Raw genomic sequence first — 16,515 nt, 5'->3', positions numbered from 1 at the left:
CATTTTCCGCCGTACCCCTTTCGGCGACAGGTAAGAATTCGGCGGCAATCGGCCGCTTCCGCATTACTCCGTTCAGCCGCTTCGGACGACGAAGGTGGCGTCGCCGGAGGCGGTCACCGCGCGCCGGGTCGGGTCCTGGCCGGTCGCGGTCGCCTTGCTCGTGAAGCCTCCCTTACCGGCGATCATCGTGCAGGTGTAGGCGATTTCGGCGTCCTCGGCCAGGTCCGGGGCGGCGCGGGCGCACCCCGGTGTGTGGTCGTCCACGACGGACACGGCGGTGAGCGGCACGTCGCCGGTGTTCTTCACGAGGATCGAGAACGTGACGGTGTCGCCTTCCCGGACTTCGAACGGTGTCGCGTCCTTCATCACCGCGATCTCGGGGTGCACAACGTCGACTTTCGCGGTGTCCGACGATTGCACCGCGCGACCGCCCGGGTCCATTCCGGTAACCGTGGCGATGTCGGCGAAATCGTCTTCCGGTGCTTTGCGGCTGCAGGTGTACGTCTGCGCCGCGCCGGCCGCCAAGGCGTCGAACTTCTTCGCGCACGTCCTGTCCTCGATGGACACGGCGGTCAGCGGGACGTCGCCGGTGTTGCGGACGACGACGGTGAAGGTCACTTCGTCGCCTACACGGACTGTCTTGGGCGACGCGTCCTTCGTCAGCTTCACGGCCGGGTGGATGACGTCGATCTTGTCGGCGTCACCGGCGGCGAGCGGCGGGCCGACCGGGGCCGTGGCTCGGGCTTCGACGGTGCTGACGATGTCGTCTTCGGGCGCCGTCGCGGTGCAGTCGTACTTCCGCGCTTCGCCGGCTTCTAGCTTGTCCACCGTCTTCCCGCAGGACTCGGCCAGGTCGTCGGTGATCTTGACGGCGGTCAGCGGGCCGTCGCCGGTGTTGGTGACGGTGACCGAGAGCGGGACGGTGTCGCCCTGGCGGAAGGGGCCGCCCTTGATGTCCTGGGCGATCGAAAGCCCGGGGTGCACGACCGTGAACGTCGCGTCGTCGGTGGCGCTGACCTGGCGGTTCGTCGGATCGGTGCCGATTGCGGTGGCGGAGCTCACGAAACTGTCGGTGCCGGCGTTTACCTTGCAGGAGTGGCGCTGCGGAGCGCCGGGAAGGAGGGTGCCGATGGTCTGAGCGCACGCCGGAGTGCGACTGTCCACAACGGACACATCCGTCAGTGGCACGTCGCCGGTGTTCGTGACGACGAGGGTGAACGTGACGGTGTCGCCTTGCCGGACCTGGGCGGGCGCGGCGTCGTTCGTGATGGTGACCGCCGGGTGGATGACCTCGACCGGGATCCCGGCGGACGCGGTCACCGGACGGTTCGTGGCGTCGGTTCCGGTCGCCTGCGCGGTGGCGGCGAAGTCCCCTTCCCCGGCGACCTGGGTGCAGCCGTAGGTCTGCGTGGCCCGCGGCTCGAGCGGGCCCAAGGTTTTGGTGCAGTCCGGCGCGAGCCGGTCGGCCACGGAAACGTCCCGCAGCAGGCTGTCGCCGGTGTTCGTCACGGTGATCGTCGACGTCACGGTGTCGCCGGTGCGCACCAGTTTCGGGTCGGCGGCCCTCGTGATCGCGATGGCCGGGTGGATCACGTCCACCTCGGCGTCGGCGGCGGCCGTCACGGCCGGGCCGACCGGTGGGGTGGCGGTGACCTGCACGGTGCGGGTGACGTCGTCGGCCGGTGCGGTGGTGGTGCAGCCGAAGTCCCTGGTGGCGCCGGGTTCGAGCGCGCCGTCGATCGGCTGGCTGCAGCCCGGTGCTGCTCGCGGGCTCTTGGCCGCGGCGTCCGTGACGTGGAGGCCGGTCAGCGGCACGTCGCCGGCGTTGCGCACGGTGATCCGGAACGGCACGGTGTCGCCTTCGCGGAAGGGCCCGCCGGTGACGTCCGCGGTCAGCGCGACGGCAGGGTGCTGCACAGCGAACGCGGCCTCGGCGGTGGCCGTGACCGGTCGGTCGGTCGGATCGGTGCCCGTCACCGCCGGCTTGTTCGCGACGCCGGTCGCGCCCGCGACGGTCGTGCACGTGTAGGCCTGCTTCGCCTGCGGGGGGAGCGTGCCGAGCGGCTTCGCGCACGCGGCCAGCTGGTCGTCCGCGACCTTGACGCCGGTGAGCGGCACGTCGCCGGTGTTGGTCGCGGTGATCGTCCAGGTCACCGTGTCGCCCTCGCGGACCTGCGCGGGTGCGGCCTGCGCGGCCAGCGTGACGGCGGGGTGGATGACGTCGACGACGGCGTCGTCGGTGACCTTCACCGTGCGGCCGAGCTCGTCCTTGCCGGTCGCGGCGGCCGTGGTGGTGAGGTCGTCCGCCGGCGCGGGTGCGGTGCAGGTGTACGTCTGCCTGCCCTCCGGCGGCAGCGTGCCGATCGCCTTGGCGCAGGCCGGGAGGCGGTTGTCGGTGACGGCGACTTCGGTCAGCGGCGCGTCGCCGGCGTTGGCGACGGTGATCGTGAAGGTGATCGGGTCGCCGGTGCGGGCGATGCCGGGTGCGGCGTCCTTCGTGAGGGTCAGCGCCGGGCTGATCACCGTGACGGTCGCCGACGCGGTGGCGGTGACGGGCTGCCCGCCCAGGTCGGTGCCGGTGGCGGTCACCCGGGACGTCGTGGTCTTGGACGGGTTCGCCGTGCACGGGTACGTCTGCGTCGCGCCGGCCGCCAGGCTGGCGAAGGTGTGCGCGCACGACGTCGTCGTGTCGTCGGTGACCTTCACCGGCGCCAGGGGACTGTCGCCGGTGTTGTGCACGGCGATCGTCCAGGTGACGGCGTCGCCGGCGTGGATCACCGGCGGGGCCGCGGTCTTGGTGACCTCGAGGGCGGGGGCGATCGTCGGCGCGGGTGCGTCGGCGGTGGCCGTGACCTGCTTGCCGAGCTCGTCGGCGGCGGTGGCGGTCGCGGTGTTGACGCCGTCGGCGATCGGCGCCTTCGCCGTGCACGTCAGCGTCCGGCTTTCGCCCGGGGCGAGCGTCCCGGACGGCGGCTGCGCGCACGAGGGCGTCTTCGGGTCGGTCACCTTGACGTCGCCGAGGCCGGTGTCGCCGGTGTTCGCGACCTTGATCGTGAACGTCGCGGCGTCGCCGGCGCGGTAGGCGGGCCGGTCGGCCTTCTTCGTGATGCCGAGCGCCGGGTGCAGGACGTCGACGTGGGCGGCGGCCACGCCTTCCAGGGCGTCGCCGAGCGCGCTCGTGCCGGTCGCCTTCGCGGTGTTGGTGAAGTCGTCGGCCGGCGCCGAGCTCGTGCAGCTGTAGCTGACCGTCTTGTGCGGGCCGAGCGTGCCGAGTGGCTTGGCACAGGCCGGGACGACGTCGTCGGCGACCTGCACCCCGGACGCCGGGACGTCGCCCGGGTTGGTCACGACGACGGCGAACGTCACCGGCTCGCCGGCGTGCGCCTTCGGCTGGGTCGTGCGCACGGCGAGCTGAAGTTCGGGCACCGGCACGGAAAACGCGAGGTTCTGGGCGAGGTAGGCGTCACCACTGGTGGCGAAGCCGAGCTTCGCGCTCGTCGTGCCCGCGGGGACGCCGTCGACGTTGAACGCCTTGGCGTCGACGCTGAAGTTGTTCTTCGGGTCCGGCGCGGCGGCGTTGTCGGCGTTCGAGACGAAGAAGTTCGACGTCCCGCCGGTTGCGGGTTCGGCGACCGGGGTGCCGTCGACGAGGAACTGGTCGCCGGGGGCACCCCAGTCGCCGTCGTACGCGGTGACCCCGACGTGGGCGTCCGCGGCGGCCGCGCGGAAGCCGGTGATCGTCGTGTCCGTGGCCGGAGCGCCGCCGGTCTGGCGGACGTGGCCGTCGTACACGACGATCTTGCGCTTGTTCGGCGCGTAGTCCGGGTTGCGCTCCGGATAGGCGTAGACGAGGGCGACGGACCAGCCGCCGACGCAGTCGAAACCCTTGGGGGCCCAGACGTTGCCGACCGTCAGGTCGAGGGCGGTCCCGGTCGGTGCGCTCGCGAACCGGCCGGTCACGTCGGCGTGGGCCGAGTAGTAGCCCGCGTCTTCGGTGAACGCCGAAGGCGGGACGTCGACGGGCTCCGCGCTGCCGACGGACAGCCGGACGCTCTGCTTCGAGGGTGTTCCGGGTGGCGGAACGGAGTGGGCACCGCAGGCCGTGCTGCCCGCCCAGTTCAGGCGCGCGAAGACGATCTTCGCGCCGGGCGGGATGCTCACCGACGCACTGGCCGAGTCGAACGTGCCCGCGTCGGCGTCGACGTCGGCCCACTGCATGAAGAAGTCGTCGTTGACGAGGGTGTCCTGGCGGTCCGCGGTGTTCGCGCACGCCGCTGGGGTGGCCGCCGGCCCGGCGGCGGGCGCGCCGTCGGCGGCGGTCGGGCAGCGCAGGACGCCGTTGCCCGCGTACAGGAAGTCGCCGTAGACGACGTCGTCGTAGCCCACCTTGAAGGGCGGGGCGACGTCCGCGCCCGCCGCCGGCGCGAGGGCCGGGGCCAGGAAGACCAGTGCCAGAACGAGAAGCAGGCGAAGCGGTCTTGCGGGCAACGGCACTCCTTGCCACCTCCGGGGCCGAGACGACCCTTCGGAGCCTGGCACGGGGGCGGCCGCCGCGCCCCACCTCTCACCCGTCCGTGGACTCCGTCAGCTTCGCCGTCGATTCGTGCGTGATGGCGGTGGCCTCTTCGACGAACCCGATGACCGTGCGCAGCTCGTCGTCGGTGTAGCGGTCGCACAGCTCGTACATGCGCTTGACGAGGTGGTCCCACAGGTGGACGCCGCCGGCGATGGCCCGCTCGTCCAGCGCGATGAGGACGCGGCGCCGGTCGTCCGGGTGCGGGCGGCGGTCGACGATGCCCTTGCGCTCCAGCCGGTCGATCATCGCCGTCACCGACGCGGGTGCGAGCCCGGAGAGCCGCGCGAGGTCCTTCGGCGTCTGCGGCCCGAACCGCGCGAGGTAGTCCAGGACCTTGCTCTCCACCGCCGACAGCCCGCGGGTCTCGGAGATCGCCGAGTGGAACATGACCGTCTCCGTCGACAGCTCCCGCGACCTGAGCAGGACTTTCTCCACCAGCTGCGCTCGTTCGCTTGACACGGCGCTCAGCCTAGCCCACTCTTTAGTTCGACAGAACGAATTAGTTTCTAAGAGATTCGAGGGGACGAACGAGATGACACGGGCACTGATCATCGGGGGCGGCATCGCGGGCACGATCACGGCCATCGCCCTGCACGAAGCCGGGCACGAGCCCGTGCTGTACGAGGCGTACGACCGCGGCGCGGAGGGCGTCGGCGCGTTCCTGACGCTGGCGGTCAACGGCCTGGACGCGCTGCTCCCGCTCGGCCTGAAGGACGTGGTCAAGAGCGCGGGCTTCGACTCGCCGAAGATGTCGATCGGGCTCGGCAACGGCACCCGGCTGGCCGAATTCCCCCTGGGCGGCGCGCTGCCGGACGGCACCGTGAGCCAGACCGTCCTGCGCTCCGACCTCTACGTCGCCCTGCGCGACGAGGCCACGCGACGCGGGATCCACGCCGAGTACGGGAAGCGCCTGATCGGCGCGAGCCAGACGGCTTCGCAGGTCAGAGCCGACTTCTCGGACGGCTCACACGCCGAAGGCGACCTCCTGGTCGGCGCCGACGGCCTGCGCTCGCGGGTCCGCACGATCATCGACCCGGACGCGCCGTCCCCGCGGTACGTGCCGCTGCTCAACACCGGCGGCTTCGCCGAAGGGCTGAAGCTCCCGGACGAGCCGGGCGTGCTCAACATGGTCTTCGGGAAGCGGGTGTTCTTCTGCCACGTCGTCAGCTCGGACGGCCGCGTCTGGTGGTTCGCGAACCCGGCCCGCAAGACCGAGCCGACCGCGTCGGAGCTGGCCACGCTGGCCGGGGAGAAGCTGCGGGCGGAGCTGCTCCACCTGGTGTCCCGCGACCGGACGCCGGCCGCCGAGATCATCCGCGCGACCCGGGAGATCTACCCCGCCTGGCCGACGTACGACTTCCCGACCGTCCCGGTCTGGCACCGCGGCCGCATGGTGATCATCGGCGACGCGGCGCACGCGACGTCACCGGCGGCGGGCCAGGGCGCGTCGATGGCCATCGAAGACGCCGTCACGCTGGGCAAATGCCTCCGTGACGTGCCCGAGGTCGAGCGCGCGCTGACGACGTACGAGAGCTTGCGGCGCGAGCGCGTCGAAGCGGTGGTCGCGGCCGGTAAGCGCAACGGCGACGACAAGGTCATCGGCCCGGTCGGGCGGGTGGTCCGTGACTTCTTCGTCAAGCGAGCGTTCTCGAAGCCGTTCGACGAGGACCCGAACGAGTTCATGTGGAACCACCACATCGACTGGGACGAGAAGGTCGCGGTCTAGCGCCAGGTGTCGACGCGGTGGAAGTTCTTGTACGCCCGGCTCGGGGTCGGGCCGCGCTGCCCCTGGTAGCGGGACCCGGCTTCGCTCGAGCCGTACGGGTGCTCGGCCGCGCTCGAGAGGCGGAAGATGCACAGCTGGCCGATCTTCATGCCCGGCCAGAGCGTGATCGGCAGGTTCGCGACGTTCGACAGCTCCAGCGTGATGTGCCCGGAGAAGCCGGGGTCGATGAACCCGGCGGTCGAGTGCGTGAGCAGCCCGAGACGGCCGAGCGAGGACTTGCCCTCGAGGCGGCCGGCGAGGTTGTCGGCGAGGGTGACGAGCTCGAACGTCGAGCCGAGCACGAACTCGCCCGGGTGCAGCACGAAGGGCTCGTCGCCCTCCTTCTCGACCAGCGAGGTCAGCTCGTCCTGCTGCAGCTGCGGGTCGATGTGGGTGTACTTGCTGTTGTCGAAGACGCGGAAGAACCGGTCGAGCCGGACGTCGATGCTCGACGGCTGGACCATGCCGGCGTCGAAGGGGTCGATGCCGAGCCGGCCGGCGTCGAGCTCTTTGCGGAGGTCACGGTCACTGAGCAGCACGCCCGGCAGCCTATCCGGTGGAGTCAGGCGACCCGCATGTGCTGCGCGTAGGACGTGTCGGGCGCGAAGATCTTCTCGAGCCGCTTCACGTACCCGCGGCGCCCGGCCTCGCCGATCCGTTCCTGCAGCGCGGTGGCGCCGGGGATGAACCGCCGCACGGTCTCGGCGGCGAAGTTGACCCCCGCGACGGCGACGATCGCGGCCTGCGCGACCGGGTCGTTCGGCAGACCGAGGAAGTCGGCGTTGGTCTTCCCGAGCACGAGCCGGCTGATCGACGAGTGCACGGCGACGGAAACGTGGGACAGCACCTTCCCGACGGCCCCGCGTCCCTCCCCGACGGCGGCGTTGGCCTCGATCAGCGCCTTGGCGAGCCGCTTGGAGTCGTCGTCCGGGATGAATTCGGTCGCCGCGAGCAGCCACAGCAGGCGCCAGGCGTCCTCTTCGCCGGTGGGCAGCAGCTCGTCGTCGACGCCCATGAGCCAGCCGATGTAGCGCCAGAGGTGCAGGATGTCGCCGCGCTCGCGGGCGGAGTAGCGCAGGCCGAGCAGCTGCGTGCCGAAGACGTAGACGAGGGAGAAGAGCAGGAGGGTGCCGGCGGTCTGCACCTGGTTGACGGGCCGGTCCCAGGCCTCGTAGTCCCAGTCGTCCCGCCGGTTCATGGCGGCGCGCACGTGGGCGTGCACGAGCCGGATCCGCAGCGCGGAGGCGTAACCCTTCTCGCCGTGCTTGAGGGCACCGGGCGTGGTGACGTCGATCCACCAGGTGGCGGTCTCGACGAGCCGGCGCGTGGCCTTGTACTCGATCTCCCCGGTCCCGACCAGCGCTTTCGTCGCGCGCGAGGCGAGGTAGCCACCCATCAGCGACATGTCGCCGAGCGGGAAGAGCCCCAGGAGCCCGGCCCGGGTGATGGCGCGCGCCCCGCGTTCGATCCGCTCGTCGTCGACCCAGTAGGGCTTCGCCTCGACGTCGGCGAAGAAGGCCCTCAACGGCTCGGGCGCATCGCTGCCGACACCGTGCTGGAGGGCGTCTTCGAAGAGCCGCCGGCCCTGACCTTTCGGCTGCCGCGCCATCCAGGCGACGACGTCGTCGGCCGGCTGGTCCTGCACCTGCGCGAACTCCCGCAACCGGGCGACCTGCCGCTCGTCGCCCCGGATGTCCCCCTCGATGAACAGCCGCGACGCGAGCCGGAACCCACCCTGCCGGAACAGCTCGGGATCATCCATGACAGCCCACCTCCGAGGTCGACAACAAGTGTTGTCACTTGAAGCGCGAACGTCAAGGAGGGAGGGTCTGGACAAGGGGATCACGCCGCCGTGTATGCTGGCGACGCACTGCGGATGTAGTTCAATGGTAGAACATCAGCTTCCCAAGCTGAATACGCGGGTTCGATTCCCGTCATCCGCTCTCATGCGAAAGCCCCGGACTTCACGTCCGGGGCTTTCGCATTTGTTTTCAGGACCAGAAATTGTCGTCGGCGGATTCGTCGCTCGAAACGTCCGTCAGTTCCGTTGCCTTGCCGTCGCGCATGTGGAAGACCAGGGCGTGGCGGGTGTCCAGGCGCTTGCCGTCGCGGGTTCCGGTTGAGTGGTAGACCGTGATGACTTCCTCGTCGTTCGCGTAGACCTCCTCCAACTCGACCTTGAGCGTTCCGCCGCTGCGCTCGGCGAGCCTGCCGTACATGGCGAGGATCGCGTCGCGGCCCTTGTGGTCGCCGGAGAACTCGTTGTGACCGGGCATGTGCTGCACGGCGTCCGGTGCGAGGAGTTCCGACAACGTGGCGACATCGCCCGTGGAAAATGCCTCGTAGCCCCGGCGGATGAGAGTGGCGTTCTGGTGTTCGGCCATGGGTGGCCTCCTCGGGTAGGACGTCCGTCCATCGAACGCGCCTCCGCGATCCGGGGTCAAGACCTCGGTTTTTCAGGCGACCGGTGGGGAAAACACCATCTACTGTGGACCTGACCGGCGACGCAGGTGAGCCGCGTGCGCGGCCGGCAGGCCGGTCTCCACCGCGCGTTCCACCGCCTCGGCGGCCGACGGGGAACCCAGGCGGTACAGCAACTCCGCCCGCGAGGCGTGCCACCACGGGTACTCCGCCAAGCCGGCCAGCCCGTCCACCAGGGCCAACCCCGCCGCCGCGCCGTCGCGTTCCGCCACCGCCGCCGCGCGGTTCAGCCGGACCACCGGGGTGTCCTGGACCGTCAGGAGCACGTCGTACCAGGAGATCACCGCGTCCCAGTTCGTCTCCTCGTACGTCGGCGCCAGGTCGTGGCAGGCCGCGATCGCCGCCTGGACCACGTACGGGTTCGGCACCGTGGGCGTGCGGCGCAACCCCACTCCCACCAAGGCGACGCCCTCCTCGATCAGCGAGGTGTCCCACCGCGAACGGTCCTGCGCGGACAGCAGCACCGGAAGGCCGCCGGAATCGAGCCGGGCCGCGCGGCGGGCGTCCTGCAGCAGCACCAGGGCCAGCAGGCCCAGCGCCGTCGGCTCGTCCGGCATCAGCTCGGCCAGCAGGCGCGCCAGGCGGACGCCCTCGTCGATCAGCGAGGCGCGGCCCGTGTAGCCCTCGTTGAAGATCAGGTACACCGTCGACGCCACGCCGGCCAGCCGCGAGGGGAGTTCCTCCGCTGAAGGCACCCGATAAGGGATCCGAGCCTGAGCGATCTTCTGCTTCGCGCGCGTCAGGCGCTTCGCCATCGTCGCTTCGGGCACCAGCAGGCCGCGGGCCACCTCCGCGGTCGACAGACCGCCCAGCGTCCGCAGGGCCAGCGCGACGGACGCGTCCAGCGACAGCGCCGGGTGGCAGCACGTGAAGACCAGCCGGAGCAGGTTGTCGCGGACCGAGACCGGGTCCGGGCACGGGTCGACGGCGGGCATCGCGTCCGCCTCCTTCCCGAGCCGCTTCGCTTCGCGGCGGACGACGTCGACCGCGCGGCGGCGGGCCGCGACCAGCAGCCAGCCGCGCGGGTTCGCGGGGACGCCGTCGCGCGGCCACGTCTCCAACGCGCGCACGACGGCGTCCTGGACCGCGTCTTCGGCCAGGTCGACGCTGCCGGTGACGCGGACCAGGGTGGCCAGTACCCGGGTGCCCTCGTCCCGGACCAGCCGCGCGACCGCGTCCCCGGCGTGCGTCACTTGCCGAAGTCGACGACCGGCCGGACCTCGATGGCGCCGTCCCAGGCACCCGGGATCTGCGCCGCGACCTTGACGGCTTCGTCGAGGTCGGCGCACTCGATCAGGTAGAAGCCGGTCAGGGCTTCCTTCGTCTCCGCGTACGGGCCGTCGCTGGTGACGATGTCGCCGCCCTTGCCACCGGTGACGCGGACCGTGGTCGCGGTCGCGGTCGGGTACAGCGCCGCGCCGCCGCGGATCACCGCGCGCGCGGCCGCGCCGAACTCGTCGTAGTCCTTCATCATCTCGGTGGCCTCGGGCGTGGTCGGGTCGACGTCGGAGGCGTAGATGATGGCGGCGTACTGGGGCATGACTGCTCCTCACAGGGTCGTGACCGGCGCCGTTCGCCGGCTCTCACTGTAAGGACGAACGGCGCGGACGTCCCCGGGACAACCGCGCCGGACTTTTCTCAGCCTTCGACGAGCTCCCAGTCGCTGTCCGGCGTCGCGCGGTCGTAGACCTGGCCGGGTGCGGCCTTGAGGACGCTGCGCACGTCCGGGTACAGGTTCGCGACGTGCTCCAGCTCCAGGCCCTCGACCTCGAAGTCCTCCGCTTCGGGGACCTCGAACCCGACGAACAGCCAGGTGCCGTCCTGCTCCCGCACGACCTGGCGGACCGCGCGCACCGGCTGCTGGGGGCCGGTGGGGATCTCGGTGAGGCCGCTGCTGATCTGCGCTTCGTCGTCCGGCGAGCCTTCGAACTCCCAGGCCGCGATGCGGGCCTCGAGCAGACGGCGGTCTTCGTCCTCGTCGTCGGAGCCGGTCACCGACGACAGCAGCCACGTGCGGCGCTCGGGGTCCCAGTCGGCGGCCATGCCCGTCGGCAGGCCCGCCAGCGCGCCCAGCTGCGGGAGCAGCTCGAACGCCTCGCGCAGCGACAGCTTCCCGAAGCTCTCCCGGTTGACCAGGACGTCTTCGGACAGCTCGGTGCCGTCGCTGATGAACCAGTCGTCCTCGTCGTCCAGGACGACGAAACCGAGCGCTTCCGGATCGTTGACCAGGGCCAGGGCGATGATCACCGGCGCTTCCGGGTCCTGGCGCAGCGGCCATGCGGTCGACATGCGCCATATCCCACCATCGGCGCGGCACGCGCCGGGAGCCGGGTCACCCGTTCGGTTAATTCATCAATTGTTGATATAATCGGGCCATGGTGCTGCCGAAAGGACTCGCCCGCTTCAACCGCGTGGTGACCAACCGGGTCAACAAGTACGTCGTCGGCTGGGCCCCCGGGTTCGGTCTGATCGTCCACAAGGGACGGAAGTCCGGCAAGGAGTACCGCACGCCGCTGAACGTCTTCCGCTCTGAGGACGGCTTCGTCGTCGCGCTGACCTACGGGCCCGACGCGGACTGGGTGAAGAACGTGCTGGCCGCGGAGAGCTGCACGCTGATCACCCGGCGGCGTAAATACCGCGTGCACTCGCCCGAGCTCGTGCATGATGAGTCGCGGAAGGCCATGCCGACCCCGGTCCGGCAGTTCCTCGGCCTCCTGGACGTTCACGACTTCCTGCTGCTCAAGCGGGACTAGGGGGAACCATGCTCGAGGGGGAGCTCGTCCGGCTGCGCGCACTCGAACCGGAGGACGCCGACAACCTCTACGACTGGGTGCACGATCCCGAGGTCGGCCGGTGGATGACCAACGCGCACCCGCGCTCGCGCGCCCAGATCCGAAAGCGCTGCGAGGAACGTCCGATCAACAACTACGAGCTGGTGGTGCTCGGCATCGAAGCCAAGGCCGACGGCAAGCTCATCGGTGTCATCGACCTGCGCGACGCCGAGCCCGAGCTGGGCGAAGCCGAACTGGACGTCTACATCGGTGACGCCGAGTACCGCGGCGGCGGCTACGGCACCGAAGCCCTCCGCCTGATGTGCCGCTACGGCTTCAACGCCATGCGCCTGCACCAGATCACGCTCTGGGTGGTCGCCGAGAACGAGGCCGCCCGGCACGTCTACCGCAAGATCGGGTTCGTCGAAGAGGGACGGCACCGCGAGTCGTTCATCGGTGAAGACGGCCGCCGCCACGACATGATCCTGATGAGCATGCTCAAGGGCGAGCTCAGGTGAGGAGACGGCGGGGCGCCCTCAGCCGCCACGCCTCTTCGAGCAGCTCCCGCAGCTGATCGACACCCACGCGGTCGAGGTCGACGATCACCATGCCGTGGCCGTCGTAGTGCGACGTCGTGAAGAAGGCCGCGTCGCCGGAATCCAGCAACGCGGCCTTCTCGTCGAGCCCGCACAGCACGACCAGGCCACCCTCGGCCTCGGTGCGCAGCCGCGCGAACCCCTTGCCCGCCACCTTCAGCGCGGGCGTGCGGTACCACGTCGACGCCTCGACCTCGGGGAGTTCCGAGGCCAGGCGCACGACTTCTTCCCAGGTCGTCATGGGTCCATTGTCGGCCCGGCGTCTTGGAAGAACGGGAACTACGGCAGGCGGGTGATCCGGTCCGCCGCGGGCGGGGCCAGGTTCGGGTGGGCGCCCAGGTACGCGATCAGCGCGTCCAGGTCCACCGGTCCGCCGGCCAGGTTCGTGCCCTTCGTGAACTCGGTGAAGCCGTCCCCGCCGGCAGCGAGGAAGTTGTTCACCGACACGCGGTACGACGCCGCCGGGTCGACCGGCGTGCCGTTCACGGTGATGTCCGAGATCCGCGAGCCCTGCGGCGCGGACGCCGAGTAGCTGTAGTGCAGCGAGCTCGAGATCTGCAGCATCCGCGTGGTCGTGCCCTGCCACTGCTGTTCCAGCACGTTCTTCAGGTTCGCGCCGGTCAGCGTGATCGTCTGCATGATGTTCGCGAACGGCTGGACGGTGAACGCCTCGCCGTAGGTCACCACGCCGTCGCCCTCGCCGTTCGCGGACGACTTGTACGTCAGGTCGGCGCGGATGCCGCCCGGGTTGGTCATGGCGATGACGGCGTTGTTCGACTGCGTGCCCGCCAGCTGCGCGTCGGCGATGACGTCACCGAGCGACGACTCGCCGGCCGCGTTGCCCGCCGCCGGCAGGTCCGCGGTGATGGTGCCGACCTGCCGGTTCGCGATCGGCGCGGCCTTCGTCTTGGCGTCGGCGACCAGCGCGGCCACGGCCGGGTCCGGCGTGACCGTGCGGGTGACGATCTCGTTGCGCGCCTGCGTCTGCGAGCGGACGACGTCACGCGTCTTCAGGTTGATCTTCAGGTCGACGACCGAAAGCAGCCGCCCGAACGACGATCCCTGGATCACCGTGCGCGGCTGACCGGCGGGGTCGTTTATGACGCAGTTGTACTGCTGGTGGCTGTGCCCGGTGAAGATCGCGTCGACCTTCGGGGTCACCGCGGCCGCGATCGTGGCCGCCGGGCCGGGGCGCAGCTTGCAGTCGTTCGGGCCCTCGACCTCGGTGCTGTCGCCCTGGTGCAGCAGCACGACCTGGGACTTGACGCCGAAGAAGTCGAGCAGGTTCGCGGTGCGGTTGATCGCCTCGACCTCGTCACCGAACTTCAGGCCCTTGATGGCTTCGGGCGTGACGACCGTCGGGAGGTCCTTCAGCGTGGCGCCGATGACGCCGATCGGCACGCCGCCCTCGAACTTCACGGTGAACGGCAACAACGCGGGCAGGCCGTTGGTGAAGTACACATTGGACCCGAGGAACGGGAACTTCGCACCCTTGAAGGTGCTCTCGAACTGGCAGCCGTCGGTCGGGTGGCAGCCGCCGGACTGCATGCGCTGCAGTTCCCGGTAACCCTCGTCGAACTCGTGGTTCCCGACGACGGACGCGCTGACGCCCAGCATGTTCAGGAAGTCGATGGTCGGCTCGTCGTGGAACAGCGCCGAGATCACCGGCGACGCGCCGACGTTGTCGCCGGCCGACATCACCAGCGAGTTGCGCACCTGCGAGCGGAGCTCCTTCACGTGCGTCGCGAGGTAAGCGGCACCACCGGCATCCACAGTGGTCCCGTCGGACTGCGTGACGCGGCCGCTGGAGCCGGACGGCGGCTCGAGGTTGCCGTGGAAGTCGTTGAACGTGATGATCCGGACGTCGGTGGTGGGGTCCGGGCGCTGGGCCGCGGACGCGGGTGCGGTGGTCACCGCCGTCGTCGCCAGCGCGGCCGCGGCGAACACCGCGAGCCGGGTTGAAAGCCTCATGCGTGTTCTTCCTCCGATTCGCGCCCCAGGTCCCCGAACGGGCGCACGGCGGAGGATTCTGCCTCGCGGAGCGGTCACCTACCAGGGTCAAAAGACGGACGTGAAGCGAATGTCACCTAACGGCTTCCGTCGAGCAGCACCTGCGCGACGAGCGCCGGGTCGTCGTTCATCGGCACGTGCCCGCAGCCGGGCAGCAACCGGAACGTCCCGTCCGGCGCGACCTTCCGCAGGTCGGCGACGCGCGGCCGGGCGAGGATCCGGTCGTGCTGGGCCCAGGCGATGGTCACCGGGACGCCGGTGACCGGCCCGGTGAAGCGGAACCCGCCCCGCGACTGCGCGGCGGTGGGCTCGAAGCCCGGCGCGGTGGCCAGCGCGTGGGCGTCCTCGACGACGGCGTCCGGGGTCAGCCGCTCGGGCCGTCCGACGATCATCCCGGTCAGCGCCTTGCGCCCGGTCGCCGTCGCGGCGATGCGGCGCACGACGTGCGGCGGCGTGCGCTGGGCGAGCGTGCGGTGGGCCCGGAGCGCCGCGACCGCGTAGACCTTCTGGGTCCGGTTCCACAGCCCGGCCGGCGACAACGCCGTGACGCTGCGGACGAGCCCGGCCTGGCCGAGCGCGAGCGACAGCAGGCCGCCGAGCGAGTTCCCCGCGACGTGCGGCCGGTCGAGGCCGAGGTCGGTGAAGAGCTCCTTGAACATCACCAGCGCGGGCTCGATGCCGTAGCCGCCGGACGGCTCGGGCGACTCGCCGAAGCCGGGCAGGTCGACCGCGATGACGTCGCGATGCGGCGTGAGCAGCGGAAACACCGGCGCCCACGCCTGACGGCGGTGACCGATCCCGTGGATCAGCACCAGGGGCTCGCCCCGGCCGGCGCGGTCGTAGACAACGTCGTCCATTACCCGAGAGTAAGTCCGGGCCCGCGGAAAAGCTACAACCGCCGGTAACAGTTACTCTGCGTCCGGTTGAACCCGGGTTCCGCTCTCGGCCGACCGCTGGACGGCGTCGAGCACCCGGTGCACGCGCAGGGCGTGCGCGAAGTCCGGCAAGTCGCCCTTGAGGTGCCGCGCGTAGGCGTGCGCGACGTTGTACGACGGCTCGGCGCTGCGCCCGGCCAGCTGCGGCAGCTCGTACCGGGCGGGCACGGTGAGCTTCTCCAGCGTCCCGGTCCGGCTGCCGCGCAGCGTCAGCTTCGCGATCCAGAACAACGGGTCCGCGGCGTTCACGACCAGCGTCCCCTCGGTGCCGTTGATCTCCCAGTGGAAGTCCGTGGCCGGCGACGTCCCGCCCCGGACGTGCATCGACGCGACGGCGCCGCCCTTGAGCACCCCGGTGACGGCGATCTGGTCCGGCGCGGTCATCGGGACGGAATCGCCGGTGACCTCGTCGCGCACGCGCGGCCGGACGGTCGCCATCGTCGCCGACAGCTCGGCGAAGCCGCCGAGCACCATGGCCAGCGCGTCGACGGTGTGCGCGAACGGGATGGTCAGCATCGTCGCGCCACCCTCGGGGTGCAGCTGGTAGCCCCGTCCGGCCCGGACGCTCGGCCCCCAGTTCGCGCCCGACGCGATCAGCGACGTCGAAAGCACGCGGCCGACGTAGCCGTCCTTGATGAGGTCACGCAGGTAGCGCAACGCCGGCGCCGAGCGCCCCTGCAGGCCGACCGCGGTCGGCTTCTCCCGGGCGGCTTCGGCCAGTGCCTCGGTTTCGGCCAGGCTCACGCCGAGCGGCCACTCGCTCAGCACCTGCTTGCCCGCGGCGAGCGCGGGCTCGATCAGCGCGCGGTGCTCGCTCACCTTCACGGCGACGACGACCAGGTCGACCTCCGGGTGCCGCGCCAGCTCCCCGGCGTCGCCGAAGGTCAGCGGCACGCCGTACTTCTCCCCGGCCACCCGCGCCGACTCGGCGCTGCTCCCGCTCAGGGCGCGGAGCTCGTAGCCGTCCACCGCGGCCAGCGCGGGCACGTGCGCGGTGGCGGCCCAGCCGCCGTTCGCGCTGAGCCCGACGATGCCGACCCGGACCGGTGCCATGAGCGTTCCTTTCGTTGCCTGCACAAGACTCCGACGTCCCGAGCGTCGTGCTCATTCCCGGTTCGGCGCAAGCCGCATCCGGTTACGACTGGCTTTCCCGGCTATGACTTCGGACTCGTCGTAACACTGGACAACGTGGACACGATGAGGCGGGCAACGCGGCAGCTGGGGGAAAAATGGGCATCGAGGTCGTACTCGTCGTGCTGGCCGTCGTCGTACTCATGATCGGCGGCACCGTGTTCAGCGCCTGGCGAGCCGAGCGGGGCGCCGAGGACGACGCCGCCGAGGACGAGATCCAGCCCTGACCGATCGGCCCGCCGCCGGGTCG

The 16,515-nt window shown here is 70.7% G+C and carries 16 protein-coding genes and 1 tRNA gene; 5 read left to right on the top strand and 12 right to left on the bottom strand.

The features are described from left to right. Positions 1–72: 72 nt before the first annotated feature. Both ACH54P_RS30360 and ACH54P_RS30355 read right to left on the bottom strand, forming a co-directional pair. Positions 73–4,494, bottom strand: coding sequence for a DUF7507 domain-containing protein (locus tag ACH54P_RS30360; protein WP_489906743.1), 4,422 nt, complete (start codon positions 4,492–4,494; stop codon positions 73–75). 70 nt (positions 4,495–4,564) lie between these two features. After that, positions 4,565–5,035 (bottom strand): MarR family transcriptional regulator, encoded by a 471-nt coding sequence (locus ACH54P_RS30355; RefSeq protein ID WP_489906742.1) that lies wholly within the window; start codon positions 5,033–5,035, stop codon positions 4,565–4,567. Positions 5,036–5,108: 73 nt separating this feature from the next. Between ACH54P_RS30355 and ACH54P_RS30350 the strand changes: the two genes are divergently transcribed. After that, positions 5,109–6,302 carry an FAD-dependent oxidoreductase gene (locus ACH54P_RS30350; RefSeq protein ID WP_489906741.1) on the top strand — a complete coding sequence of 398 codons (1,194 nt, stop codon included), beginning with the start codon at positions 5,109–5,111 and terminating at the stop codon, positions 6,300–6,302. Here the strand turns inward: ACH54P_RS30350 and dcd are convergent. Further along, complete coding sequence (gene dcd, locus ACH54P_RS30345) at positions 6,299–6,880, bottom strand: dCTP deaminase (protein WP_489906740.1); 582 nt, start codon at positions 6,878–6,880, stop codon at positions 6,299–6,301. The two genes, ACH54P_RS30350 and dcd, sit on opposite strands and share 4 nt — an antisense overlap. A gap of 23 nt (positions 6,881–6,903) precedes the next feature. After that, positions 6,904–8,103: an oxygenase MpaB family protein gene (locus ACH54P_RS30340; RefSeq protein WP_489906739.1), complete on the bottom strand. Its 1,200-nt coding sequence runs from the start codon at positions 8,101–8,103 to the stop codon at positions 6,904–6,906. Positions 8,104–8,213: 110 nt separating this feature from the next. Here ACH54P_RS30340 and ACH54P_RS30335 point away from each other — a divergent pair. Next, positions 8,214–8,284 (top strand) — tRNA-Gly (locus ACH54P_RS30335). 48 nt (positions 8,285–8,332) lie between these two features. On the opposite strand, the gene ACH54P_RS30330 is transcribed toward ACH54P_RS30335, so the two are convergent. From ACH54P_RS30330 to ACH54P_RS30315, 4 genes are all read right to left on the bottom strand, one after another. After that, on the bottom strand, positions 8,333–8,725 hold the full coding sequence (locus tag ACH54P_RS30330; RefSeq protein ID WP_489906738.1) for a nuclear transport factor 2 family protein: 393 nt from the start codon (positions 8,723–8,725) through the stop codon (positions 8,333–8,335). Positions 8,726–8,824: 99 nt separating this feature from the next. Next, positions 8,825–10,015: an RNA polymerase sigma factor gene (locus tag ACH54P_RS30325; RefSeq protein ID WP_489906737.1), complete on the bottom strand. Its 1,191-nt coding sequence runs from the start codon at positions 10,013–10,015 to the stop codon at positions 8,825–8,827. Then, the gene (locus tag ACH54P_RS30320; RefSeq protein WP_489906736.1) at positions 10,012–10,362 is read right to left on the bottom strand and encodes a YciI family protein; all 351 of its coding nucleotides are present in this window, start codon (positions 10,360–10,362) and stop codon (positions 10,012–10,014) included. The genes ACH54P_RS30325 and ACH54P_RS30320 overlap by 4 nt, the downstream gene beginning before the upstream one ends. A 98-nt stretch (positions 10,363–10,460) precedes the next feature. Continuing rightward, positions 10,461–11,111 (bottom strand): hypothetical protein, encoded by a 651-nt coding sequence (locus tag ACH54P_RS30315; protein WP_489906735.1) that lies wholly within the window; start codon positions 11,109–11,111, stop codon positions 10,461–10,463. Positions 11,112–11,197: 86 nt separating this feature from the next. Between ACH54P_RS30315 and ACH54P_RS30310 the strand changes: the two genes are divergently transcribed. Further along, positions 11,198–11,575, top strand: coding sequence for a nitroreductase family deazaflavin-dependent oxidoreductase (locus tag ACH54P_RS30310; protein WP_489906734.1), 378 nt, complete (start codon positions 11,198–11,200; stop codon positions 11,573–11,575). An 8-nt stretch (positions 11,576–11,583) separates the two neighbouring features. Then, positions 11,584–12,111, top strand: coding sequence for a GNAT family N-acetyltransferase (locus tag ACH54P_RS30305; protein ID WP_489906733.1), 528 nt, complete (start codon positions 11,584–11,586; stop codon positions 12,109–12,111). Here the strand turns inward: ACH54P_RS30305 and ACH54P_RS30300 are convergent. The 4 genes from ACH54P_RS30300 to ACH54P_RS30285 form a co-directional block, all read right to left on the bottom strand. Further along, a complete protein-coding gene (locus tag ACH54P_RS30300; RefSeq protein WP_489906732.1) occupies positions 12,104–12,430 on the bottom strand; it encodes an MmcQ/YjbR family DNA-binding protein in 327 nt (108 codons plus the stop codon). The two genes, ACH54P_RS30305 and ACH54P_RS30300, sit on opposite strands and share 8 nt — an antisense overlap. A 38-nt stretch (positions 12,431–12,468) precedes the next feature. Next, positions 12,469–14,160: a bifunctional metallophosphatase/5'-nucleotidase gene (locus ACH54P_RS30295; RefSeq protein ID WP_489906731.1), complete on the bottom strand. Its 1,692-nt coding sequence runs from the start codon at positions 14,158–14,160 to the stop codon at positions 12,469–12,471. 116 nt (positions 14,161–14,276) lie between these two features. After that, complete coding sequence (locus ACH54P_RS30290; RefSeq protein ID WP_489906730.1) at positions 14,277–15,056, bottom strand: alpha/beta fold hydrolase; 780 nt, start codon at positions 15,054–15,056, stop codon at positions 14,277–14,279. A gap of 51 nt (positions 15,057–15,107) precedes the next feature. Further along, positions 15,108–16,187 carry a Gfo/Idh/MocA family protein gene (locus ACH54P_RS30285; RefSeq protein WP_489906729.1) on the bottom strand — a complete coding sequence of 360 codons (1,080 nt, stop codon included), beginning with the start codon at positions 16,185–16,187 and terminating at the stop codon, positions 15,108–15,110. A 176-nt stretch (positions 16,188–16,363) separates the two neighbouring features. On the opposite strand from ACH54P_RS30285, the gene ACH54P_RS30280 reads away from it, so the two are divergent. Continuing rightward, a complete protein-coding gene (locus ACH54P_RS30280) occupies positions 16,364–16,492 on the top strand; it encodes a hypothetical protein (RefSeq protein WP_489906728.1) in 129 nt (42 codons plus the stop codon). Positions 16,493–16,515 lie beyond the last annotated feature (23 nt).

It is taken from the genome of Amycolatopsis sp. N2S4-7 (assembly GCF_058119595.1).
The sequence above is the reverse complement of the archived record's forward strand: the minus strand, read 5'-3'. Positions and strand labels throughout refer to the sequence as shown.